Raw genomic sequence first — 23211 nt, 5'->3', positions numbered from 1 at the left:
TACCGAAAGGGGAATATATACCCTCTGATGAGGGCCTTGGGGCGCTTGCCGAGGATTTTCGCGATGTAACCTGAAAGACATCTCGTCTTATCTTGACTCATTCAAAATAAGCAGGCATGCTGAAGGTATGACATCTACGGACGGGATTGAGCAGGTGCTCAAGGCAGCTTCAATGCGAGTCACGCAACCACGCGTTGCGGTGCTCGCTGCCGTTGCCCGGCACCCTCACGCAGACACCGAAACGATCATTTCGGCGGTCCATCGTGAATATCCCAAGGTGTCACACCAAGCGGTCTATGACTCCCTCAAACTTTTCACGAGTTTGGGAGTCATCCGTCAGATCCAGCCGCAGGGACATATTGCACGCTATGAAACTCGCATCGGGGACAACCACCACCATGTGGTGTGCCGGCAATGCGGGAACTTAGCGGATGTTGATTGTTCTGTCGGTGAGTCTCCTTGTCTACATGCGTCAGATGACCACGGTTTCAAGATTGATGAAGCTGAAGTGATCTACTGGGGCGTCTGCCCCGAATGCCAGGCAAAAGACCTCGACGGCTGACCGCGCGGCCCTAAGACTTGGTTGTCGCTCGGGAACCGCCCAAGCGATGAGCATCAAACCCTAAACCCCAAGAAATCCGGAAGGAAGAGCACATGTCTGAGACAACAGCAGGTCAGTGCCCGGTTGTAGGTAACACCGGTCGCGTTCACCCGACCCAGGGCAACGCCAACACCGAGTGGTGGCCAAATAAGCTGAACCTGAAGATCCTGTCGAAGAATCAGGAGGCTACCAACCCTCTGGATGCCGACTTCGATTACATCGAGGCTTTCGAAGCCCTGGATTTGGCAGCGGTCAAGGCTGACCTTGCCGAGCTAATGACCAAGTCCTACGACTGGTGGCCAGCTGACTTCGGTCACTACGGTCCTTTCCTTATTCGTATGGCATGGCACTCCGCCGGTACCTACCGTTCGCACGACGGCCGTGGCGGTGGCGGTGCTGGTCAGCAGCGCTTCGCTCCATTGAACTCATGGCCAGATAACGTGAACCTGGATAAGGCTCGCCGTTTGCTATGGCCAGTAAAGAAGAAGTACGGCCAGTCCATCTCCTGGGCTGACCTTATTATCCTGGCTGGCAACGTGGCTCTTGAAGACATGGGCTTCAAGACCTTCGGTTTCGCTGGCGGTCGTAAGGACGTTTGGGAAGCCGACGACGACGTGTACTGGGGCCCAGAAAAGGTATGGCTGGAAAGCGAACGCTACACCGGCGCTCGTAACCTCGAAGCTCCGCTGGCAGCAGTCCAGATGGGCCTGATCTACGTCAACCCAGAAGGTCCAGACGGCGTTGCTGACCCACTGGCTTCGGCAGTAGATATCCGTGAAACCTTCCGCCGTATGGGCATGGACGACGAAGAGACCGTCGCCCTCATTGCCGGTGGCCACACCTTCGGCAAGACCCACGGTGCCAGCGCCGAATCGCACAAGAGTGGCGACCCAGAGTCCGCTCCACTAGAAATGCAGGGTCTGGGCTGGAAGTCCGACTTCGGCACCGGCCACGGCGATGACACCATCGGTTCCGGTCTGGAAGTTACCTGGACCTACCACCCAACCCGTTGGGACAACGAGTTCTTCCACATCCTCTTCGCCTACGAGTGGGAACTGTTCCACTCGGCAGCCGGTGCACAGCAGTGGCGTCCAAAGGACAACGGCGGAGCCGACATGGTTCCAATGGCACACAACCCATCGGTGCGCCGCGAACCACGTATGCTCACCAGCGACTTGGCCCTGCGCTTTGATCCTGCCTACGAGAAGATCTCTCGCGAGTTCAAGGACAACCAGGACAAGTTCGCAGATGCCTTCGCTCGTGCATGGTTCAAGCTGACCCACCGCGACATGGGTCCAAAGTCCCGTTACTTCGGCCCAGAGGTTCCAGCTGAAGACCTGCCATGGCAGGATCCACTGCCAGCTGCACCAGAAACCACCCTGGGCGCTGCAGAGATCTCGGCACTGAAGGAACTGATCAAGGAATCCGGTCTGAGCGTTCAGCAGCTGGTCTCCACCGCATGGAAGGCCGCAGCTAGCTTCCGTTCTTCGGACAAGCGTGGCGGTGCCAACGGCGGTCGTATCCGCCTGGAACCACAGGTTTCCTGGACCGTGAACCAGCCAGAGCAGCTCAAGCCAGTAATCGCGAAGCTGGAAGAAATCGTTGACACCTTCAACGCTACTTCCGCCATCAAGACTTCCTTCGCTGACGTTGTGGTTCTTGCCGGCAACGTAGGTGTTGAGCTGGCAGCTTCGGCAGCCGGCCAGCAGGTCGAGGTACCGTTCACCCCGGGTCGTGTTGACGCTACCCAGGAGCAAACGGACGTGGAACAGTTCGCATGGTTGGAACCAGTTGCTGACGGTTTCCGCAACTACGATTCGGGCTTCTTGAACCTGCCTTCCGAGTACCTGTTGCTGGACCGCGCTAATCTGTTGGGCCTGACCGCACCGGAAACCACCGTACTGGTTGGTGGCCTGCGCGTACTGGGCAACAACTGGGATGGTTCGAACACCGGTGTCTTCACCGACACCCCAGGTGCCCTGACCAACGACTTCTTCGCTAACCTGCTGGAACTGGGCCTGGAATGGACCCCAGATGCAGAAGAGAAGACCTACGCAACCACTGACGGCCGCTGGGTCGGTAGCCGCGTAGACCTGGTCTTCGGCTCCAACTCCGAGCTACGCGCACTGGCCGAAGTTTACGCTTCGGACGACGCCAAGGAGAAGTTCGTCAAGGACTTCGCTGCAGCTTGGGCCAAGCTCATGGATGCAGACCGCTTCGAGCTGCGTAAGTAAGTAGCCCTAGGCACAAAAACCGTGGCCGCTACCTTCCAAATGATTTGGAAGGTAGCGGCCACGGTCGTTCTTGCCCTATTTATCGGGACATATTGTGCATGACGTGCTTGGTTCTCGAGTAGTCATCCAAGGCGTAGGCCGAAAGGTCACGTCCGTAGCCCGATCCCTTAAAACCGCCCCATGGCATTTCGGTAGCCAACACCAGATGGGCGTTGACCCATACGGTTCCGGCGTCCAAGCGCGAAGCCACATAGTGGCTACGCTGGGCATCCTTGGTCCACACCGAAGCGGCGAGGCCGAAGGGAACTTCATTGGCACGAGTGATGACTTCTTCCTCGCCACTAAAGGTCTCTACCGAAATGACTGGGCCAAAAATCTCCTGCTGGGTGCATGATGCTCCCTGCGATGCCTTGATGACCGTGGGCTCGATGAAGTACCCCTTGGTCGGTATCGCCTGTCCCCCGGTCACAAATTCATTGCCTTCTTGCTCAGCAAGTTTCAGATGGTCCAATACACGGGAGTAATGCGCTTGGGAAATCATCGGACCGATTTCCACGTCTTCTCCTGTCTCTGGCTCACCCACCACCAAACTCGATACCGCCTCAGCTAGTTTTGAAGTGAATTCTTCGGCAATTGACTCATGCACCAGTACACGACAAGCCGCTCCACATTCTTGACCAGCGTTCCAGAATCCACCGTTGCGTAGCCCTGCTACCGTCGCCTCAATATCAGCATCTTCAAAGACCACAGCGGGTGCTTTGCCACCCAATTCCAGATGGACCCGTTTCACCGAATCCGCGGCGGAAGCAGCAACCGATTGACCACTCCCCACCGAACCCGTCAAGGCGATCATCGCAACTTGCGGATGCGAGGCAAGTCGGTCTCCGATGACCGCTCCACGTCCGGTCAGAACGTTAAAGACACCGGCCGGTAGGAGGTCGGCTGTCAGTTCTGCGAACTTAAGCGTGGTCAGTGGTGTAGTTTCCGAGGGTTTGATCACCAAGGTATTGCCTGCTGCGAGGATTGGCGCAATCTTCCAGACGCCCATGAGCAGCGGGTAGTTCCATGGGGTCACCGCTCCGATGACTCCCAAAGGTTCGCGGACGATCACGGAGGTATGGTCTTTTGCGTATTCTCCGGCCGCCAAGGTGGTGCCCGCACGCAATGCCCCAGCCATAAAGCGGAAGGAGTCAATGGCCGAATCAACGTCATCCTCGGCTACTGCTTGAGGCTTGCCGGTATTAAGCGATTCCAGCTCAACTAATAACTCCCGCTCATCCTCCATGCGCTGTGCAATATTGAGCAGTACTGTTGCACGCTCAGCCGGAAGGGTGCGTCCCCACGTGCCGAAGGCTTCGTGAGCTACTGCAACGGCGCGGTCGACATCTTGGGTACTCGCTCGGGGAACGTCAAGAATGTTCTCTTCGGTGCTTGGGTTGATGACCGTGAAAGTCTCGGTACTCTCTCCTGCGGTGAACTCGCCGTTGATAAAGAGTGCTGCTGGAGGCAGTGCTGGAGTTGGACGTTCTTGCCCATTGCGACGAACTTCCACTGTGCTTGTGGTTTCCATGTCCGGTCCTTAGTTCTTCGCCGATGCTGCAGCTTCGGCCAGCTGTCCTAGCAAGCCCTTAATACGTTCGGTCGTTTCTTCGCTGGCAGGATGGATTGGTAGGCGTGGTTGACCGAAGTCTTCTCCCTGAATCTTCAGCGCAGCCTTGATGGCTGGGATGAATGGTTCGGTGAGCAGGCCGTCGATGACTGGATAGACCTTGTTCCACAAGGCACGGGCCTTGACCAGGTCGTTGTCTTGCACCGCGGCATAAACGTCAGCAAGTTCGCGCGGCACTACATTGGCAGCGCCAGCGACAATTCCGGCTGCACCTTCAAGCAGCCCTGCAAGGGTCAAGACGTCCCAGCCAATGTAGGTCTCGATCTTGTCACCCAAGTGATGGATCATCTGCAGTGCCTGTTCCATATTTCCACTGGAGTCCTTGATGTATCGGACGTTTGGAATTTCAGTAACGAGTCGTTCCACCAAGGCAGGGTCAAGGTTGATGCCGGTGGCTGGTGGAATGTTGTAAAGCATGACCGGTAACGATACTGAAGCGCTGACGGTTTTGAGATAGTCAACGGTTTCTTCAATCGAGATTGGCTCGTAGTACGGGGTCACGATCATGACGACATCGGCACCTACTTGTTCTGCATGCCGAGTGAGTTCAATTGCTTCACGTGCTGTGGTGGCACCGGTCTGAGCGACAACGGGGACTCGGCCCGCGGCGGCTTCCACAACTACTTCAACAACTCGTTTGCGTTCTTCGTGCGTCATTGCACTGAACTCTCCGGTAGATCCGCAGGTCACCAGGCCATTCACGCCTCCGGCGATGCTTCGTTCTACGAGGTTTTTTAGAGCGGTTTCGTCAAGGCTTCCATCATGTGCAAATGGTGCGATGAGCGCGGTGAGGATTCCATGAAGATTTACAGACATGTTGGATACTCCTTCAGTTTTGAATGAATTTGCGCCAGATACGTATCAGATTTTTCAGAGCGATCGGCGGTTGAATAGATTGATTTCGTCATGTTGCCATTGACTATGACGGGTGAACGGAACATGCGTCAACTAAAGATGTTTCGTGTAACGTGGATCTCATTCAAGAGTAATATGTGATCACAAATCACACAAGAGGTTAAAAAATATCCCATAAATTCAAGCCATGGCGGCTCGTGTGGTGTCAGAAAATTCCTATTACTGCGTGGCCGAGGGAAGCGCCTGGCGAATCCGCTCCATAGCCGCAAGAATAGATTGATCAGTGAGCTCAGCCATCAAATTGACGTCCTGCGCCTTCACCGCCTTGAGAAGTTTGGACTGAAATTCCCAAAGTAGACGAGATTTGCCTTCAGCCACGGCACGTCGTGCGCCGATCAGCTTGTAAGCCCGACACTGAATCCACAAACGTTCAATGGACTCGTACAAAACCGAGTTCCCTGATGCCAAATAGATGGTGCTCAAGAATTTTTCGTCAAAAGCTAGGCATGCTGCCAGATCACCATCTGCCAAAGCAGCTTTCATAGAATCATACTGATCCTTTAAAACTGCTTGCTCAGGCTTGCCAAGGTTTACGACACCGAGTTTTGCTGCTTCTACTTCCAAAACTCGACGAACCGCATAGACGTTGAGCAATTCGCGAGCGGTAAAGGTACGAACTACTGCCCCACGATAGGGAATAGTCTCAACTAGACCGCTTTCCTCCAGACGACGGATCGCATCTCGTACCGGCATGACGCTTGTGCCAAGCTGGTCAGCCAAGTCTCGAATTCGAAGTCGTTGTCCGGCAACAAGATCACCATTGGTGATCCCCTGATGGATCGCATCGAAAACCTGATCTGCGACCAGGGCACCTGGTTCGAGCTTGTTCAACGTCATGTCGACATTCTATCGATGGATGTGATCACGAATTCAATTTTTGAGTCCTTTAATGCAACACGTCGTTCGGATCGTTACTTGCGGACAGATTCCTTGTTATCGGTATCGATCCAGAAGTCGGCACCATCGATTCCAAGCTTTCTAGGGTCAAATACCGGATTCAGCCCAAGCTTTCGCTGCCGTTCGTAATCGGCATGGATCTTACGTACCGTCGGGAAGAGGAATGCCAGACAGATCAGGTTGACCCACGCGATCAGCCCCAAACCGATATCTCCGGCAGCCCAGATGAGTTTGGCATCAGCGATTGAGCCGATGAAAACAATAGCCATGGTGCCTAGCTTCAACGCTAACTTCCAGACGTTGCCGGACTTCCCATTCAGGAGGAACAACAGGTTGGAATTGGCAACGTAGAAGTACGCCAAGAGGCAAGCGAAGCCAAAGAGCAGAACGGCCACAGCAACAAATCCCGCACCCCAGCCTGGTGCCACGGTATCGATCGCTTCTTGCACCCAGTTTGCTCCGGCAGCAACGTCCGGCACGTTATTGACAAGGAAGCCATCAGCACCGTCAGATACGTTGAACTTTCCGGAGACAACCATCATCAGACCTGTGGCCATGCAGATGAGCAGAACGTCGATATAGATGCTGAATGTTTGCACCAATCCTTGCTTTGCAGGGTGCGAGGTTCGAGCGGCGGCTGCGGCGAATGTAGCTTCCCCGAGTCCGTTAGACGAGGCGAAGACCGCACGGCGTACGCCCCACGCGACAGCTGCACCTGCCACACCACCCAGAATCGGATGAATTCCTAACGCAGACTGGATGATAAGCATGAATGCAGCGGGAACCTTAGTGATGTTCAGGGCAATGACAACTAAGGCGAGGATCAAGTAGCCTACGGCCAGTACCGGTACGAGGAACTGTGTCACCTTCACCAGTCGAGTCGTTCCACCGAAGATCACTCCAGCAATCAAAAGGGTCACGAGAATCGCAGGAACCCACGAAGGAACGTCAAAAGCCAGCTTTGCACTCGCGGCGATCGTATTGACTTGGAAGCCGGGGAAGACTACGCCGTATCCAATGACTCCAAGGACGGCAACCAGCGCACCAATCTTGGGCAGCTTGAGACCGTACTTGATGTAATAGGGCATACCACCAATATCTTCATTGGCTTTCTGCCGGTCTTCGTCCATCACCCGACGCTTGAACGCTTGGGACAATGTGGCTTCGGCATAACCGACGGTGCAACCCACTAGGCCGGTTGCCGCCATCCACAGCAGCGCACCGGGACCACCAGCGAAAATTGCGGTGGCTACGCCGGCGATACTACCGACACCGACTCTGGATGCCAGTGCTAGAACCAGTGCTTGAAAGGATGACAGGCCACCCTGACTGCCGTCGTTCTCCTTTAGTTGCCGAAGCATGTCCGGGATGCGGGTGAATTGGACCCCTTTGGTTGCCACTGAGTAGGCAATACCTAAGCCCAAAACTACGTACGCCATTGGTCCCCATAGTGCATCGGAAACCCGTGACAAGAGCTCTGCGAAGTCAAAATTTTCCATTTGGCCTCTCTCTTTCCTTGTCGTGAATCGTGAAAACTAAGTTGTTGAACGCCGCAATCAGCGAGGAGGCTTGTCGCGGTCTGTCGAGATGATTGGAGTTTGGTTGGAGCTTGGTTGGCTTGAAGTTATCCGGCTTCGCGAATTTCAAGCGTGGGGCTCTGGCGATGCGTAGCCAGTACACTGGCGGCATTCTGCGCGGCAGAGAATCCTGAGGTCACCGATGATTCGGTGTACAGGGTCCCCATAAAGTCGCCTGCCAAGAAGACGCGATCGGTGCCCCGCATGAGGGTACTTTGCAGCTTGGCCCGTCCTGGGAAGCAGTAAGGTGAAGCGACTTTCCAGCGTTCGGTTTTTGCTTCAACTACGGAGTCTGCAAACTTTCCGCCGAGTACTTCATCCAGATCACGCAGGTGGGTCTCGATTACCTCTTCTTCAGGTTTCTCAAGTAGAGCTGCTCCGAGGTCAGCCGGTGAGAAGGTCATCATGCTTCCGCCGGGCTGACGCGATGACTCGCTTCCGCGCACAATGCTGGCTTGGTTCAAGGCAATAGCAAATGAACGTTTTGGAGCCGCAATCGCGTAGATGTCGTCCCAGTGTCTGGCTGAAGTTTCGTCGGTCAGGAAAGCGGTACTGACGTGTGGACCGTACTTGATTTGAGACAACGCGTCTTTCAAGTCTTCTGGCAGATCAACACCAACCCGGTGGGATACATCTGCGGTCGTGGCCAGAATGACGGTTCGTCCCTCAACTTGGCGCATCTGCCCATTTTGCTGGTATCGCACAATCACTGAATTGCTCTTGTGAATCACTTCCTGGACTTTCGCACCGCGTTCGATACGTCCGTCCAGGGCTGCGGCAATGCTTTCGGTCAGGGTGGAGGGTCCGCCTACGATTCCCTTGCTCAGTCCTTGACCAAAGCCTAGAACCAGACTGAAATAACCGATTCCGGCTCCGGCCGAAATCTGATCCATAGTGCCGGCAGATCGGGTGACAGTAGTTTTGAAGAGCGAAGCGGCGTCTTCGGGAAGGTCACCAATGAAGTCTTGGAAGGTGCGCTCATTTTCAAAGTCGTAGATGCGTTGTTGGCGCGAAGCACCGGATTCGCCCGCACGTTTACGCACCACAGATGTGTATTTAGCGACGCCCGATACGACTTTAAGTCCGCCTTTGAAGGTGGCAATCCGATCACTCAGGCTCATTGGTAACCGCAGTGGATAGGTTGCGATATGTCCGTTTTTGATGAATTTTCCATTCATCGACATTCCCTGCAGTGAGCCGGGAATATTGACAGCGGTCACTCCGACCTCGTTGAGCAATGACTCAGTCGAGGAATCTTCACCAGCGAAGACGTGTCCGCCCCAATTGAGCCAGTAGGCGCCCCTACGCTCCGATTTAATTCGCCCGCCAACTCGGTCGTCCGCTTCGAGGATCAATGAGTCCCAATGACGCATCCGCCATCCAGCGGATAGCCCAGCTAGGCCTGCTCCGACGATAACAACGTCCTTCATGAGTTCTTTTCTCCTTAATTCAGGGGTCGACAAATAGCGCGCTGACGGCGCGTGAAAATATGAGGGGAACGCAGGCCAAATGCTGCAACTACACAGTGGATCGATGAGATTCAATGATCCGGGTGCCAACTGGAGCGGCGAGTTTTCTGCGAATGCTTCGATCGCATCGGATGTAACGCCACTCACATTAACTGTAATTTGTGATCACATATCACGCAAGAGGTTATTTGATAATTCTCGTTAGATCCTCACCTTCAGGTCGCAGCCCCAAAACAACCTCAGACAGCTTCCTCCAAGTCAGGGCTGGATCAGCGAAGTAAAGGCACAATCAGAGTTAGCCATCATGCAGTGCATCAATATCTACGGCCACAGAGCTCCAACAACTGATTAATCAGATGAAAGTGAAATGCCAGAGAATTAAAAACACGGTCACCACCTTCCAGATGTATTGGAAGGTGGTGACCGTGGTGGTTTGCGAGAGCTATTGTTGTGCTACTCCTAAGGAACCGGATTGCCCAGTTCTCGCAGATCCGTCTTACTAGTTTCGCGAGCCCACAGCGCGCCAATGACAGCGAGAATCGAGGAAGCGGCAACGATCCAGGCCGCTGGGCCCCAGTTAGCAGTCACCCCACCGACGAGCGCGGTGGCCAGCATGGGAGTGAAGCCGGCACAGAGAATACCGATCTGCAACCCAATAGCCATTCCCGAATAACGAACCTTCACGTTGAATAGTTCGGAGAACCAAGCCGGGTACACCGAATTTGATGCGGCGTACGTTCCGGCCGTAATCAGCATGCTAGAAACAAAAATCATGGCCAGATTCCCAGTGGAAATCGTCATGAAGTACACAAAGATCATGACACCCGAACCCAGAACACCGGCGATGAAGACCTTTTTGCGTCCAAAGATATCCGAGAGTCGCGCAAAGAATGGCTGGCTAGCGATAGCAATGATGTTTCCAGCGATGCTTACCCACAACATAGTGGCAGCTGGAATACCTACCGAGACGGCATAGGCGAGTCCGAAAGACTGCATAAACGTATTCGTGACCACTTGAAAGGACATCAGCGCGACTTGGATAAATTGCGCTGGGTGGGTGGTGATCATTTTGGTAAATGGCAGCTTGAGCGTCGAGTCATCTTCCTGCTTCTCCTCGAAAACCTCGGGTTCATCCAAGGAACGGCGCACCAGGTAAGCAGCGACGAGCACTAGAAGTGAAAGCCAAAACGGAATTCTCCAGCCCCACGCCAACCGCGCGGATTCCTCCATTGCGGCCACGGGAAGAAAGGCGAGGGAGGCAAGGACGATGCCGAAGGAAATACCGCTCATGGCAAAACTAGCGAAAAAGCCACGTCGACCTTCTGGTGCTTCCTCAGTAGACAGCGCCGAAGCTCCTGCCGTTTCAGCACCGGCCGACAACCCTTGCATCAGGCGCAAGATCACCAGAAGTGCCGGAGCCCAATATCCGACAGTCGAAAAGTCAGGCAGCACACCAATAAGGAAGGTTGCCGAACCCATCAGCACCAGGGTCATCACCAGCGTTGCCTTGCGCCCCAGCTTGTCGCCAAGATGCCCAAAGAAGACCGCGCCGAAAGGCCGGGCAATGTACGCAACACCGAAGGTCGCAAATGAAGCCAGTAACGCGATGGTTGCATCCCCGGAAGGGAAGAAAATTTTGGAGAAGATCAGCGAAGCCGCTGTCGCGTAGATAAAGAAGTCGTAGTACTCCAGTGCGCCACCGAGAAACCCTGCGAGCGCCGCTTTCTTAGCTCGTTTGAGCTTGCGCTGTTGTTCTTCATCGAGGCTGTGACTCGATTTAATGATGGTCTTGCTCATTGGGGCGTCCTTCCACGACAGCGGGGATGTTTCACGTCCTACGTTGATGATAATGTGCACTATGCGTACACATGTGCGTTATGCGACAATTAATAAAGTACAGCAAGGTGAGGCGCGTCACAAGATGTTAATTGGTTTGCATCGCCAATGCTGAAGAAGTTCGAGTCGAAAGGACAACAGTGAGTTACCAGGACAACGCATCACAACTATTCATCATCGGATCCCACGCCTCTGGCACCATGTCACCCAGCCTCTGGAATCCAGTATTTGAGGCATTGGGCAGTCACTGGAATTACGTTCCCTGGGATGTCCCGGTGCACAGTGACATGCAAAAAGTTCATGATGGCTTGCTCTCTTCAGAAGTCATAGGCGCCAACGTGACCATGCCGCACAAGCAGTGGGCCGCGGCCATCGCGGACGAGCGCTCAGAACAGGTCAGTCTCAGCGGTGCAGCGAACCTCCTGATTCGTCAGGACGGCAAACTGAATGCTTACAACACTGATTTGATTGCAGTAGAAGCAAGACTCGCCACCAAAATCCATGAACACGTATTGCTCATCGGCGCTGGTGGTGCAGCTCGTGCTGCCCTGGTTGCGCTCAAGGGAAACATCGGCACCATCACTATCACTGACCGAAATCACATGGCCGCCGAAGAGCTTTTATCCTTGGCACGTTCCATGGGGATTTCAGGAAGGACAGTGGACTTCTCTTACGTTGCCGAAGCCGCCATGCAAGCCACCTTGATCATTAACGCCACACCTATAGGAAAGTATCGTGAAGACGTGGCGCCTTGGGGTACACAAGAGCTTTCGTCTGGAACCTTTGTCTATGACTTTGTGTATAGCGAGCACACCACGGGAACAATCACGTCCGCCATGGAGCAAGGCCTGGAATATTCAGATGGCTGGCAGCACCTATTGCTTCAGGCCGAGGCGATGATCCCAATACTGGGTTTGGGTGAACAGGCCAAAGAGCAGCTTGAGCTCTCCTTGATGCGCATCCGCGAAAACAACTGATCAATAAAACTAGAAAAGGGTCCTCATTGCGCCACCGAAGTCTGGATTCTCCAACTTCAGCAATTGAGTTTTCGTTTCCAGCCCACCTAAATAACCACCGAGTGAACCATCAGTTCGTAGTACCCGGTGGCATGGCAGGACAATGGGAATCGGATTGGTCGCGCACGCTGAACCCACAGCACGCACCGCCTTCGGGTTGCCGATACGCTCCGCCATTTGCGAGTAACTCCACGTTTGCCCGTAGCCAATTTCGCCCAGTTCTAATTGCACTTGACGCCGGAAAGCAGTGGAAAGTTTCAAATCCAGCGGCACATCAAAATTGCGGCGGGATCCAGCAAAATACTCATCAAGCTGCCGAGCCACGGCGTCCAGTCGCGACGAGTCTTTAAGGATTCGCGGGCTGAGTTTCTGACTCAGTAGCTCAAGGATTTTGTCATGATCTTCGCTCTCAAAGGCCACACGCACCAGACCAGCTGGAGTGCTAGCCAGCAGGAGCGAGCCGATAGGGCTATCAATCACACGGTAGGAAACATCCAGTAGGTCCGATGCTTTCGCTTTAGCCCGAAGTTCTTTTCCAAGCTGCGCCAAAAGCTCAGCTTCTTCTCCGGTTGCCGAGGAGTTGAATTTTGCCTGCGTCATGACTGCTCCCGCCACAGTGAGTCATCGCCGAGTATTCGGCGAAGGTTTTTGATCCCGTCACTACCAGCACGCCGTGCGGCGGCCTCGCTCCCAGAAACTAGCTGGGCTATCTGCGCGTAGCTCAGACCGCCGAGATATCTATAGCCAACTACCATTCGTTGCTTCTGCGGAAGTTTTGACACTTCCTGCCATAGTTGGAGATTGTCGGCTTCCATCTCAAGGTTCACTTGCTCATCAGCATGTTCCCACTGCTGATGATCATCAAGAATTTCTGGCTTATTCTTACGCAGCTCATCGATGGCCTTGTTCCGTGCAATGCGTACAAGCCAGGCTGATACGTTGGCATCCTCAGCAAGTTGCGGATAAGCCTTGAGCGCGGAAAGGAAGGTTTCAGACCAAGCATCTTGTGCACGGTGTTCATCAAGTAGGGCACGGCAAACCCGCAGTACGTTCAGCCCATAATCCTGGACTATCCGCTCAAACGGTATTTGCATGGCTCTCCTGAAGATTGGCACCGTAACGGGCTTTCACCATGTAAACGTATCGCGCAGCAAAAGTGTGAGGTCGAGGGACAAAAAATTTTGAGCCTCTAGCAGCTCACCAAATCCAACTCTTCAGCCAACTCTTTGAGGCGTTGGATATCTATCTGAATAATCTCACCGTTTTCCACGCCACGTGGGAGCTTGGTCCCTGCGAGCGCATCACGGATGACACGCATGGTCGCGCCATGACTAACTACGGCTACCTTTTTACCTGCGTGCTCTTCACACAGATTCAGTAGTGCAGGAATAGCTCTGTTCAGAATATGTGCAATGGGCTCCAGTTGATCCCGCAACGCTGCTGACTCTTCGTCACTGACCTCGGCCATGATTCGGCCTTCCAGAGGTCCAAAACCGCGCTCAATTAATTCCGGGACTGGCCGTCCTGTATCAATGTTCAGTTCTTCAGCAATCAACGCTGCGGTTTCCTGAGCCCGCCCTAGCGGTGATGCCAGAACGAGGGAAAAACCTTGACCAGCTAGTTCGCGTCCAACTCTGCGGGCCTGTTCACGTCCGGTCTCATTCAAGGGGATATCAGTGCGCCCCTGAAGACGGCCTACCAGATTCCAATCGGTCAGTCCGTGTCTGATCAACACCAGCGCAGTATCCATGATCCAAGCCTACCGGCGCGCCAACGAATCGAAGAATCTCCGATATTACGTCCAATACGCAACGTTAAGACTCATAGTTAGGTCACGAACGGTCATGTTGCGAAGATTGTTACACCATCCCGAGCGGCTGAGAGATCTGGTTCGATGACGCCGCAGCAACCTGCCACATCCGGTGGTTACGGTGCTACCGCCAGAAACGATGCAGCCGCATACCTTGTTTAACCACAACGAGTTGCGACATTGATTCCGGGATTCCTGCCTCGATCGCACTACCGCCTAGCGGTGAAGAGCGAAAACCCAATCGACAAGGAGTCGTAAGCCCACATGGCAGATCATCAGTTTGGATTCCGCACCCGTGCATTGCACGCCGGTGGTACCCCCGATGCCGAGCACGGCGCCCGTGCAGTCCCTATCTATCAGAGCACTTCATTCGTCTTTAAAGATGCCGACGATGCAGCCAACCTTTTTGCTTTGCAGAAGTACGGAAATATCTATTCGCGTATCGGCAACCCGACCGTCGCTGCTTTTGAAGAACGAATTGCTTCCTTGGAAGGAGGCATCGGTGCCGTAGCTACTGGTTCGGGCATGGCCGCCGAATTCGTTACCTTCGCTGCCCTGGCACAAGCCGGGGATCACATTGTCGCGTCCTCAAAGCTTTATGGCGGAACCATCACCCAGCTTGATGTTTCGTTGCGTCGTTTTGGCGTCGACACCACTTTCATTGATTCCAATGATCCGGCCGATTTTGAAGCCGCCATCCAGGAGAACACCAAGGCGGTGTACACCGAAGTAGTGGCGAACCCGTCGGGCGACATTGCCGATATTAAGGGGCTGGCCGAGGTGGCACACCGTCACCTGATCCCGCTAGTGGTTGATTCCACTCTCACTCCCCCATACATTCTGCGCCCTATTGAGCACGGTGCGGATATTGTCATTCACTCAGCAACCAAGTTCATTGGTGGCCATGGCACCACGCTCGGTGGCGTCGTTGTTGAGTCGGGCAAGTTCAACTGGGGCAACGGCAAGTTCCCCACCATGACCGAACCGGTGGCCAGCTACGGCAACGTTTCCTGGTGGGCCAACTTTGGCGAGTACGGTTTCTTGACCAAGCTTCGTAGCGAGCAGCTGCGCGACTTTGGTCCTGCGCTGCCAGCTCAGTCGGCATTCCAGCTCTTGCAGGGCTTGGAAACCTTGCCGCAGCGTATGGATAACCACCTTTCCAACGCGAAGCAGGTTGCTGCCTGGCTTGAAGCAGATCCACGCGTGACCTATGTGAACTTCGCTGGTCTGGAATCCCACCCGCAATATGCCCACGCAAAAGAATTGTTGCCCATGGGCGTCGGCTCGGTCTTCAGCTTTGGCGTGAAGGGTGGCCGTGAGGCTGGTTCCAAGTTCATTGAAGCTCTGCAGCTGGCCAGCCACTTGGCCAATATCGGTGATGCTCGCACCCTGGTGCTGCACCCCGCATCCACCACCCATCAACAGCTAAGTGCAGAGCAGTTGGTGGCAGCCGGCGTTCCCGAAGACCTAATTCGCCTCTCAGTGGGTCTAGAAGATGTCGAGGACATCATCTGGGACCTTGACCAAGCATTGACTGCATCACAGGAAGCCACCGATGGGTCCGCTGAAGAATTTGCAGCACCTACCTATGACGGTGCAGCCTGCGCCATTCCTGCAGCACCGAAGGGAGCTAACTAATGAGCACCACCGAACGCACTTGGGAAGGTCCGGGAGCAGCCGAACGGCTGAACATCCTGCGCGAAACCAAATCCATCGCCATCGTGGGCGCTTCCAATAAGCCTTCACGCGCCAGCTACTTCGTCGCAACCTACTTGTTGTCGTCGTCCAAGTACAAGGTGTACTTCATCAACCCGGTACTCGATGAGATCTTGGGCCAGCCGGTCTACAAGTCCCTCGCGGACCTGCCAGAGACTCCGGACCTGGTTGAGGTCTTCCGCAAGCACGATGACCTGCCGACCGTTCTGGATGAGGCATTAGCTGTAGGGGCCAAGACTCTCTGGTTGCAGCTTGGCTCGTGGCATGAAGAGGTAGCCCAGCGCGCAGAGGCTGCTGGCTTGAACGTTGTGATGGATCGTTGCGTCAAGATTGAGCACGCTCGATTCCATGGTGGGCTGCGCTTGGCGGGCTTTAATACCGGCGTGATTTCTTCGAAGCGTCAGGTACTCGCCTAAACACTGCAATACGAACGCCGGCGGCGGATGACCCTAAAGGTTTTCCGCCGCCGGCGTTCGTTTTCAATTGCAGATAAGACTTTTATGGTCTCAGCCACGGATGCCTTCGTTGACTCAGATTATTCACGCGATTCTTTACGGCCATAGGCACGGAGTTCGGCGCGCAATTGATCCTCAAACTTGGACGCGAGCTTTTCGTTCACGGGCCTCTGCGCGAGAAGCTCCTCAAGTTTCATCATGATTGCGCCAGTCTTTCTCTAGAAGTTATCCAGTGTGCAGGCCACGGCCGCACACTAGTTACGAACTTCAATCCCATTATCCTAGGTTCTGCCCGCGTCACAATAAGAGACTACTACCGTCGTCCTTCCCAACAGTGCTTCCTCTGACTGGTGCTCAAATTCATGAGTCTCGTGGTGGCCACACGATTTAGCATCTGCACTGACGTCGATTATTCGACGCTGATAACTTCCATTAACGCGCCCAAGCCGAACTCCACCCATTGCGTGGCGACCCCCGGGACAGATCCAGTTTCGCTGCACTAGTCATCGCCGAATCACTCCTATGTGAGCCGATAACTGTATACAAGTCGCCGGTCTCGTGCCGCGCCCCTGTCTGTCAGGGTTGAGTGAAACCAGTCCTTCATAGCAACACCACCAACCCAGACAGGGCGAGAACTAGGAAAACACTGCCGACCATGACCGCCACCGACATTCACCACCCAGCACCACCGATGCCCGAGAATAGAACCATGGCTTCTTCTCCACGCCCGGACCAACCAAAACGCCGAACCATCAGCCCCGCACAGAAACTCGCTTACCTTAACGATTACGAGCAAGCCAACCAACAAGAGCAAGGCGGCAGCTACTTACGCACCAACACGATCTACTCCTCGCAAATTGCTGAATGGCTCAAAATACGCGACGCGGGCATCCTCGACGAAAACACCACCACAATCACCGGTCAGTCTTCCCGCACTGGCAGGGGAAAACTCAGTAAAGAACAAGCCGAAATCGCGCGACTCAAACGATAATTAGCAGCCCGTGATGCGAAGCTTGCGACGACTCAAAACGCGTTAGACATCATGTGAAAAGCACACGCGCTCTTGGAACAGATCTCGAAGAGCGCGGATACCGAATAGACTCTCGTGCGTTCATGAAGAACGTCTATGACCAGCTCATTGAGTCAGGGATCTCCACCCGCAAGGCCAGTTATCTGTCTGGGGTCAGTCGTGCCACTATGGCCCGCCACAAGCGGGCCAAACGGTTCCCGCCTCAACCCATGGATGCGCGCAGGCCGGTACCAGTCAATAAGCTGTCCGAGGCTGAAGAAGCAAGGATTCTTGAAACGTTGTATAGTGACCGGTTCGTAGATCAAGCCCCTGAACAGATTTATGCGGTCCTATTGAGTGAAGGGACGTATCTATGCTCTGTCTCCACCATGTATCGACTGCTGCGCAGGGCGAAGCAAGTGCAAGAACGCCAGCGTCAGGAACGTCATCCTGCTCGGAAAGTCCCTGAACTAGTGGCGTATCAGCCGGGTGAAGTGTTCTCTTGGGACATTACGAAACTAGCTGGCCCTGCTAAAGGAACATATTTTGATGCGTACGTGATGATTGATATTTACTCCCGTTTCATTATTGGCTGCGAAGTGCATGCCAGAGAGTCAGGATTGTTAGCAACAGCATTCATGAAAAGCGTGTTTGCCCAGCATCAGGTACCACTGGTGGTGCATGCTGACCGCGGCACGTCGATGACATCAAAACCGGTGGAAGCGTTGCATTCTGATTTAGATGTGTTGCGGTCGCATTCGCGTCCGAAAGTCAGTAATGACAACCCCTACTCGACAGTCGTGGTTCAAGACGTTGAAGTATATGCCGGTGTCCCCTCCAGCGGTTTGGTTCGTTGAAGCACGCTAGGGATTTTATGGGCCGGTTTGTTCAGGCGTATAACACTGAACGTCGCCATTCGGGGTTGGGTTTTCATACGCCTGCGGACGTGCATTTCGGGGTGACGAGTTATGTTGATGATCAGCGTTTGGCTGCGTTGGAGATGGCGTGGGCTGAGCATCCTGGGCCGTTTGGGAAGAATAGGTTGCCGAAGAAAATGTTGTTGCCTCACGCGGCGTGGATCAACGAACCAATTGAGCAGGAAGAGACAGAGAAAAATGATCTTCTAAGAGCTAGTGGTCTCACTTGATTTGAAAATTACCGATCCGGTACGCGCGCGTATCCGCTAATGACCTAGACCTCACTGCCCGGAAGAACGTGCTCATGGCCTCGGGCGTGACTCCTGACCAGATCTTCACTGATCAAGGCCTAACCGGCACAAAAAAGCGTGGCCAGGGCTCCGTGAGGCGTTGGCTGCTCGCCGCGCAGGGGGATACATTCGTGATGACGAAGCTTAACCTGTTGGAGTGATCCTAAAGAGACACGAAAGACATTGCGGATGAACTCACTCGCCGCGAGGTGAAGCTCAGCATCAGCGGATCTGTTCATGACCCCATCGTCCCTGAAGGCGAACTCCTGTTAAATGTCCTGGCTTTGGTAGCCGAGTTTGAGGCAGATTTGATCCGGGCACGCATGCGTGAGGGCATGGCTGTGGCCGAAGGAAAAAACACACTATACGACAAGCAGCTCAAACTTTCAAGCAAGAAGCGCATCTATCGGAGCTGCATTGCGCCGGGAACGACACAACGACAGAACTTGCCGAACTATTCTCGGTGGCCAGATCGACTGTGTGTCGCACCCATAGGAGAGCTAGCGAACCCATTAAGCAAGGAAGCTAAATTTTTCCGCGCAGGTCAGTTCATAGGCCTAATGCTCAATTTCCAGCTCTGTGCAGTGTACCTCGGAAATTTTCATGCCCATAGTCGACTGCCCAAGCCTAGAATCTCACTGACTCGCGTGCCGCAAACTTCAGAAACTGGTAGCTGCCCGGTTCTTGACCATCTGGTCAAAACGACCATTTCCGGCAACGATCGACCAAATAGAGGGAACGGACTAACAAATTCAATTGATCATCGTGAACTAAAACCCTAGTCAAAGAACTACATGCTGTGCAATAATAATATTTCTGCCGAAAAAATTCAGCAACTCGTTCTATAAAGTTTTGGTTAGGTTCCTAGTATGAAGATGAAACCGCTTCCTGTCGTTTCGCTATGCGCGCTAGCACTAGTGGCATCGCTTTCAGTTGCTCCTGCAAACGCTGCTTCGAATGTCCAGTCGCAGCCCGTTGACGCAACCACTTTAACGACTGGCGACAAGCAAGAAATTATTCCGCCGGCACCAGAAGTAAAGTTATCTACTTCGGAAAACCCTAGCTTAGACGAGTCTGGAATTTCCTTGAAATCCAAACAACTCCTATCTTCCAACGAGGCACGTGTGCTCTCAAAGGCGACTGCCCAGGCACTCGAAACAGTGGCGCCAGCGGCCAATGAAATCAACAAGGGCTTCACATTAATTCAAAAGAACGCTAATTCTCCGGTAGCTAACCTTACGATCGAGACGGCAACCGATTCGGATCTCATCCTTCAAATTGACGATACAGTCTTCATCCAAAGTGAGGACGAAACTCAGCAGTATGGAGTTATCGAAAAGCCTGTAGGCATTGACGCTACGGGTAAAGAAGTTGAACTGACTACTGCTGTAACTGGTTCTAAGGTTTCATACACGGTTGCAGATCCAGAAAAAGCCGTATTTCCGGTCGCTACTGCTGCAGCTTGGAGCTACACGGTTGCTTACACCTGGAAGGACGTAGGATGGCCTGCCTACGTTTCGTTCAAAAAAGCCGCAGCCGCACTTAAGAGATGCTTCAACTGCAGCTTCCCCTTGAGTGGAGCACCAAAAGCGTTCCCTGTGAAGGGCCAAAAAATTAACCTTAGCGTCATGGGTGTAAAGGCACCAGTACAAGTTACCAAGGCATCGAAATCGCCACTCACGTGGACTTTTAAGACTTTGCCAGGACACTTTGATGGTCCCGGATCAACGATCCAGTTCAATCTCTTTAGTGGACGTAACAATGAATTTGCCCTAGGTGTCACGGCTAAAGTCACGAGTTCCAAGATCCCTCAATGGTTGAACAAAAATGCTTCGCAGAAAACTTGGAGGACTTTTGCCTACAGGATTGCTCGAGAAGCAAATAAGTAGTCGGGCCGATCAATATAAGATCTCGTAAATAATGCCTTATGAGGTGGCGAGACTGCAGTGTCAGACTCGCTGCCTCCACTTGGCAGATAAATGTGTTGCCTGATGTCTGCAAATGGCTAACGCTTCGAGTAGATTATTCTTGACTCCTGTTCAATACAGAGTCACATGACAATGGTACTAATGGGTACATGGACCCCTAAAAGAGGCTACGATGCGCGAGACTGAACTAAAGTTTTCCCGAGTAATCATTAACTCATTACTCTTCTCAATATTGGTCCCATTGCTGGTTGCGATCGCTTCCCTGATTGACCCTGAACGCAATTCAATATCTCAAGCATTCTTGGGATATGTAGTATTTTATGCACCCTTTTCACTACCCGGAGCCGTAGCTTTGACGGCAGTTTCTGTCATAGTCTTCATGGTGGGGTTAAAGCGGTGGAGGAATTCGATCAGTGCTCTTGCATCCTTTGTAGCTGTATTTATAGTTGGGCTGCTTGCGGCGCTCGCGGTTGGTCAATTTCAAGCGTTGGATATCCTGAGTGTTGTTATTGCAGCGACTTGTTTAGGGTCCTTAGCTGGCCCCATCGGAGCTTTAACGCACAAAGATTCCAACCTAATGTGACGATGCTTCAAAGTTTCGTATGGCCATCGTTTGTGAAGTTCTCTTTGTCCTTACACCACAGCTCACGTGTGCGGTAAGAGAAAGCCGAAATGATGGAAAACAGAACCAACGTTTCTATCCCCACTGGATACATTTTCCTTGGTTGCTGATGGGGTTAGCCTGAATTAGTGGACACCCAAACTAGCGGGATTCAGTTCCTGCTGAAAGGATGTCACTGATGTCAGAACATAAACGCCAGCGTCGGACCTTCTCCGACGAATACAAGAAAGAAGCTGCCGGTCTCGTTATCGATACCGGCCGATCGATCACCAAAGTCGCTCGTGAAATAGGTGTCGGCGAACAATCCCTAGGGACTTGGGTCAGAGCGGAGAAGAGTCGCCGCGGACTGAGTGGAGAGCCTACCGGCGCCTTGGATGAAGACGAACGCGCTGAACTGAAACGTCTACGTAAAGAAGTCTTTGATCTGCGGGAAGACAACAAATTTTTGGGAAAAGCAGCGTCCTTCGTCGCGTCGAAGCATCACCGTCCGAACGGTTCGAACTGATGCGCGAGGAGAAGGAGAACTTCTCCATCAAACGAATGGCGCACTTACTGGATGTCTCTACCTCCGGATACTACAACTGGTTCCAGAGGCAAGCGCAGGGACCTAGTCCGCGTGCTGTCATCCAGCGGGTCAGGGATCAGAAAATCGCGAAAGTGTTCGAGGATTCGTATGGGACTTACGGGGCACCGCGCGTAGCAGCGCAGCTGGCCCGCGAAGGGGATAAAGCGGATCCCAAGACGGTCGCGGACTCGATGCGCCGGCAAGGGATCGAAGGGATTAGCCCGCGCAGATTCCGACCGGTGACCACTATCCCCGGCGTGGACACGCATAAAATACCGGATCTCGTGCAGCGCACCTGGGATCGCGGACGTTTAGACGCTGTGTGTGTTTCAGTGACATAACCTATCTGCGGACTCGTGAAGGTTGGTTGTATCTGTGCGCAGTGCGAGATGGATGTTCGCGTCGGGTTTTGGGGTGGGCTATGGATTCGGTGCAGAACACAGATCTGGTGGAACGTGCTTTGCGTGGTGATCTTCCGGCAGATGTGGTGTTCCATGCGGACCGTGGGGCTCAATTCACCTCGACTCAGTTGTGGGAAGCATCCCAGGAGCTCGGTGTTTTGCAGTCCGTGGGCCGTACCGGGGTGTGTTGGGACAACGCCATGCAGGAGTCTTTCTGGTCGACGTTGAAAGCCGAGTTTTATGACCGTCGAGTTTGGAAAACTCGGGCTGAGGCGAAGGCTCAGGTTGCTTGGTGAAATGAAGATTTCTATAACCGTCGTCGGTTGCATTCGAAGGTTGGAATGTTGCCGCCGGTGGAGTTTGAGCAGGCTATGCGTGCTGGGGCTCAGGCAGTGGAAGCTGAAGAGGAAGTGCATACGCTAGCTGCGTGATGCGGAACACGTGTCCACTAGTTGCGGGGAACCCCAGAACCATCTGTGATAGAACTAAGCTCCCATTGCTCCGAAAACCTATCCACAGTGAGCTCGTTGAATTCCGCGGGGGAAGATGCCTGCCGCAGGGTTAAACGAACCTCTATTCGGTTCCATAAATTCACTTGACGAAGGATCGATATGATTGCCGTTCCGTCTTCCGAACTCAAGCCTCGTTGGAGTAGATCATGGATTCTCTTCACGAGAAAACTCCGGCTTCTTGATCTCTGAGCCATCCATAATTCTTATTATCGACATTACGTGGCATTGGGGCTTTGCCATGGCTGTGCCTCTGAAATGTCTTGCATCGAATTAGATCGAACACTTCTCAGTACCATCCTTGGTACGGCTCAACCACTAGGTTCCTGACATCTGTTCGCCAACCCCAATTCTGAAGCTATCGCTATTTTCGCAAGTAATAAAATTGTCACGCGATGAAGTCGAGCAAGAAGCCTTGTCGCAAATGGGTTTGGGCCTTTGCCTCGACTAGAACGGACTCCAACGATTAGCTCAGGTTGCCAAATCTTCATGACGGAGAGCGAACAAAAATGCAGGGCTACAAGAAGATCCAATACAAGTACCCCGGCCCCAGCTTCCGCTAAAATTCCAAGTTCACTACTAGTTGAAGTGAACGAGGACCACGGAGTATTACCCAAACGTCTGAATACGCTTCAAATCGGTCGCGATTGTTGCAGCTTTACTCATCACTACGCGTATGCGGAACGTATGCCTCTTACAAAGTGGCCCATTTAAATGGATGATAGTTGAAATATCCGCCGGCGTTCAGGCCTGGCATACGCATTTAACAAGGAGT

17 protein-coding genes, 2 pseudogenes and 1 riboswitch are annotated in these 23211 nt (G+C 53.4%); of the genes and pseudogenes, 10 read left to right on the top strand and 9 right to left on the bottom strand.

The genetic code is table 11. The features are described 5' to 3' along the window. The first annotated feature begins 127 nt into the window (after positions 1-127). Together QMQ05_RS01565 and katG are read left to right on the top strand one after the other, a co-directional pair. On the top strand, positions 128-562 hold the full coding sequence (locus QMQ05_RS01565; protein ID WP_345472434.1) for a Fur family transcriptional regulator: 435 nt from the start codon (positions 128-130) through the stop codon (positions 560-562). Positions 563-654: 92 nt separating this feature from the next. Then, positions 655-2835: a catalase/peroxidase HPI gene (katG, locus tag QMQ05_RS01560; RefSeq protein WP_345472432.1), complete on the top strand. Its 2181-nt coding sequence runs from the start codon at positions 655-657 to the stop codon at positions 2833-2835. A 79-nt stretch (positions 2836-2914) separates the two neighbouring features. Here katG and QMQ05_RS01555 read toward each other — a convergent pair whose 3' ends face one another. The 6 genes from QMQ05_RS01555 to QMQ05_RS01530 all read right to left on the bottom strand — a co-directional run bounded on the left by QMQ05_RS01555 (position 2915) and on the right by QMQ05_RS01530 (position 11159). Further along, positions 2915-4405, bottom strand: a complete 1491-nt coding sequence (locus QMQ05_RS01555; RefSeq protein WP_345472430.1) for an aminobutyraldehyde dehydrogenase — start codon at positions 4403-4405, stop codon at positions 2915-2917. Between the two features lie 9 nt (positions 4406-4414). After that, entirely contained in the window at positions 4415-5320 is a 906-nt protein-coding gene (dapA, locus tag QMQ05_RS01550) for a 4-hydroxy-tetrahydrodipicolinate synthase (protein WP_345472428.1), read from the bottom strand. Between the two features lie 258 nt (positions 5321-5578). Continuing rightward, positions 5579-6256, bottom strand: coding sequence for a GntR family transcriptional regulator (locus QMQ05_RS01545; RefSeq protein ID WP_345472426.1), 678 nt, complete (start codon positions 6254-6256; stop codon positions 5579-5581). Between the two features lie 74 nt (positions 6257-6330). Continuing rightward, entirely contained in the window at positions 6331-7815 is a 1485-nt protein-coding gene (locus QMQ05_RS01540) for an alanine/glycine:cation symporter family protein (RefSeq protein ID WP_345472424.1), read from the bottom strand. A gap of 125 nt (positions 7816-7940) precedes the next feature. Further along, positions 7941-9323 carry a protoporphyrinogen/coproporphyrinogen oxidase gene (locus QMQ05_RS01535; RefSeq protein ID WP_345472422.1) on the bottom strand — a complete coding sequence of 461 codons (1383 nt, stop codon included), beginning with the start codon at positions 9321-9323 and terminating at the stop codon, positions 7941-7943. A gap of 498 nt (positions 9324-9821) precedes the next feature. Beyond that, positions 9822-11159 carry an MFS transporter gene (locus QMQ05_RS01530; protein WP_345472420.1) on the bottom strand — a complete coding sequence of 446 codons (1338 nt, stop codon included), beginning with the start codon at positions 11157-11159 and terminating at the stop codon, positions 9822-9824. A 179-nt stretch (positions 11160-11338) separates the two neighbouring features. On the opposite strand from QMQ05_RS01530, the gene QMQ05_RS01525 reads away from it, so the two are divergent. Continuing rightward, the gene (locus tag QMQ05_RS01525; protein ID WP_345472418.1) at positions 11339-12175 is read left to right on the top strand and encodes a shikimate dehydrogenase family protein; all 837 of its coding nucleotides are present in this window, start codon (positions 11339-11341) and stop codon (positions 12173-12175) included. 9 nt (positions 12176-12184) lie between these two features. On the opposite strand, the gene QMQ05_RS01520 is transcribed toward QMQ05_RS01525, so the two are convergent. The 3 genes from QMQ05_RS01520 to QMQ05_RS01510 all read right to left on the bottom strand — a co-directional run bounded on the left by QMQ05_RS01520 (position 12185) and on the right by QMQ05_RS01510 (position 13964). Next, complete coding sequence (locus QMQ05_RS01520) at positions 12185-12814, bottom strand: methylated-DNA--[protein]-cysteine S-methyltransferase (RefSeq protein ID WP_345472416.1); 630 nt, start codon at positions 12812-12814, stop codon at positions 12185-12187. Beyond that, entirely contained in the window at positions 12811-13308 is a 498-nt protein-coding gene (locus QMQ05_RS01515) for an RNA polymerase sigma factor (protein WP_334121070.1), read from the bottom strand. The genes QMQ05_RS01520 and QMQ05_RS01515 overlap by 4 nt, the downstream gene beginning before the upstream one ends. A 95-nt stretch (positions 13309-13403) precedes the next feature. Next, positions 13404-13964, bottom strand: coding sequence for a histidine phosphatase family protein (locus QMQ05_RS01510; RefSeq protein WP_334121069.1), 561 nt, complete (start codon positions 13962-13964; stop codon positions 13404-13406). Between the two features lie 111 nt (positions 13965-14075). Further along, positions 14076-14170, top strand: a riboswitch (SAM riboswitch). A 118-nt stretch (positions 14171-14288) separates the two neighbouring features. Here QMQ05_RS01510 and QMQ05_RS01505 point away from each other — a divergent pair. The 7 genes and pseudogenes from QMQ05_RS01505 to QMQ05_RS01475 all read left to right on the top strand — a co-directional run bounded on the left by QMQ05_RS01505 (position 14289) and on the right by QMQ05_RS01475 (position 22358). After that, positions 14289-15662, top strand: coding sequence for an O-acetylhomoserine aminocarboxypropyltransferase/cysteine synthase family protein (locus QMQ05_RS01505; RefSeq protein ID WP_345472413.1), 1374 nt, complete (start codon positions 14289-14291; stop codon positions 15660-15662). Then, positions 15662-16156, top strand: coding sequence for a CoA-binding protein (locus QMQ05_RS01500; RefSeq protein ID WP_058256124.1), 495 nt, complete (start codon positions 15662-15664; stop codon positions 16154-16156). The genes QMQ05_RS01505 and QMQ05_RS01500 overlap by 1 nt, the downstream gene beginning before the upstream one ends. 730 nt (positions 16157-16886) lie before the next feature. Beyond that, positions 16887-18351, top strand: a pseudogene (locus tag QMQ05_RS01495) (IS3 family transposase). Positions 18352-18620: 269 nt separating this feature from the next. Next, complete coding sequence (locus QMQ05_RS01490) at positions 18621-19193, top strand: recombinase family protein (protein ID WP_345472410.1); 573 nt, start codon at positions 18621-18623, stop codon at positions 19191-19193. 87 nt (positions 19194-19280) lie between these two features. Next, entirely contained in the window at positions 19281-20300 is a 1020-nt protein-coding gene (locus QMQ05_RS01485; RefSeq protein WP_345472408.1) for a hypothetical protein, read from the top strand. Positions 20301-20511: 211 nt separating this feature from the next. After that, positions 20512-20922 carry a hypothetical protein gene (locus QMQ05_RS01480; RefSeq protein ID WP_345472406.1) on the top strand — a complete coding sequence of 137 codons (411 nt, stop codon included), beginning with the start codon at positions 20512-20514 and terminating at the stop codon, positions 20920-20922. A gap of 217 nt (positions 20923-21139) precedes the next feature. Continuing rightward, positions 21140-22358 (top strand): annotated as a pseudogene (locus QMQ05_RS01475) (IS3 family transposase). The last annotated feature ends 853 nt before the right edge of the window (positions 22359-23211 follow it).

It is taken from the genome of Glutamicibacter sp. B1 (assembly GCF_039602135.1).
In the GTDB taxonomy this organism is placed as follows: domain Bacteria; phylum Actinomycetota; class Actinomycetes; order Actinomycetales; family Micrococcaceae; genus Glutamicibacter; species Glutamicibacter ectropisis.
Note: the sequence above shows the minus strand (reverse complement) of the source record. Positions and strands in the feature narration are given on the sequence as shown.

What these genes read in the sequence shown, in the direction of transcription:
- dapA (WP_345472428.1), bottom strand. Translation starts at nt 5,320, where the DNA reads ATGTCTGTAAATCTTCATGGAATCCTCACCGCGCTCATCGCACCATTT.
- QMQ05_RS01555 (WP_345472430.1), bottom strand. Translation starts at nt 4,405, where the DNA reads ATGGAAACCACAAGCACAGTGGAAGTTCGTCGCAATGGGCAAGAACGT.
- QMQ05_RS01530 (WP_345472420.1), bottom strand. Translation starts at nt 11,159, where the DNA reads ATGAGCAAGACCATCATTAAATCGAGTCACAGCCTCGATGAAGAACAA.
- QMQ05_RS01520 (WP_345472416.1), bottom strand. Translation starts at nt 12,814, where the DNA reads ATGACGCAGGCAAAATTCAACTCCTCGGCAACCGGAGAAGAAGCTGAG.
- QMQ05_RS01540 (WP_345472424.1), bottom strand. Translation starts at nt 7,815, where the DNA reads ATGGAAAATTTTGACTTCGCAGAGCTCTTGTCACGGGTTTCCGATGCA.
- QMQ05_RS01480 (WP_345472406.1), top strand. Translation starts at nt 20,512, where the DNA reads ATGCGCGAGACTGAACTAAAGTTTTCCCGAGTAATCATTAACTCATTA.
- QMQ05_RS01510 (WP_334121069.1), bottom strand. Translation starts at nt 13,964, where the DNA reads ATGGATACTGCGCTGGTGTTGATCAGACACGGACTGACCGATTGGAAT.
- katG (WP_345472432.1), top strand. Translation starts at nt 655, where the DNA reads ATGTCTGAGACAACAGCAGGTCAGTGCCCGGTTGTAGGTAACACCGGT.
- QMQ05_RS01505 (WP_345472413.1), top strand. Translation starts at nt 14,289, where the DNA reads ATGGCAGATCATCAGTTTGGATTCCGCACCCGTGCATTGCACGCCGGT.
- QMQ05_RS01535 (WP_345472422.1), bottom strand. Translation starts at nt 9,323, where the DNA reads ATGAAGGACGTTGTTATCGTCGGAGCAGGCCTAGCTGGGCTATCCGCT.
- QMQ05_RS01500 (WP_058256124.1), top strand. Translation starts at nt 15,662, where the DNA reads ATGAGCACCACCGAACGCACTTGGGAAGGTCCGGGAGCAGCCGAACGG.
- QMQ05_RS01545 (WP_345472426.1), bottom strand. Translation starts at nt 6,256, where the DNA reads ATGACGTTGAACAAGCTCGAACCAGGTGCCCTGGTCGCAGATCAGGTT.
- QMQ05_RS01515 (WP_334121070.1), bottom strand. Translation starts at nt 13,308, where the DNA reads ATGCAAATACCGTTTGAGCGGATAGTCCAGGATTATGGGCTGAACGTA.
- QMQ05_RS01565 (WP_345472434.1), top strand. Translation starts at nt 128, where the DNA reads ATGACATCTACGGACGGGATTGAGCAGGTGCTCAAGGCAGCTTCAATG.
- QMQ05_RS01485 (WP_345472408.1), top strand. Translation starts at nt 19,281, where the DNA reads ATGAAGATGAAACCGCTTCCTGTCGTTTCGCTATGCGCGCTAGCACTA.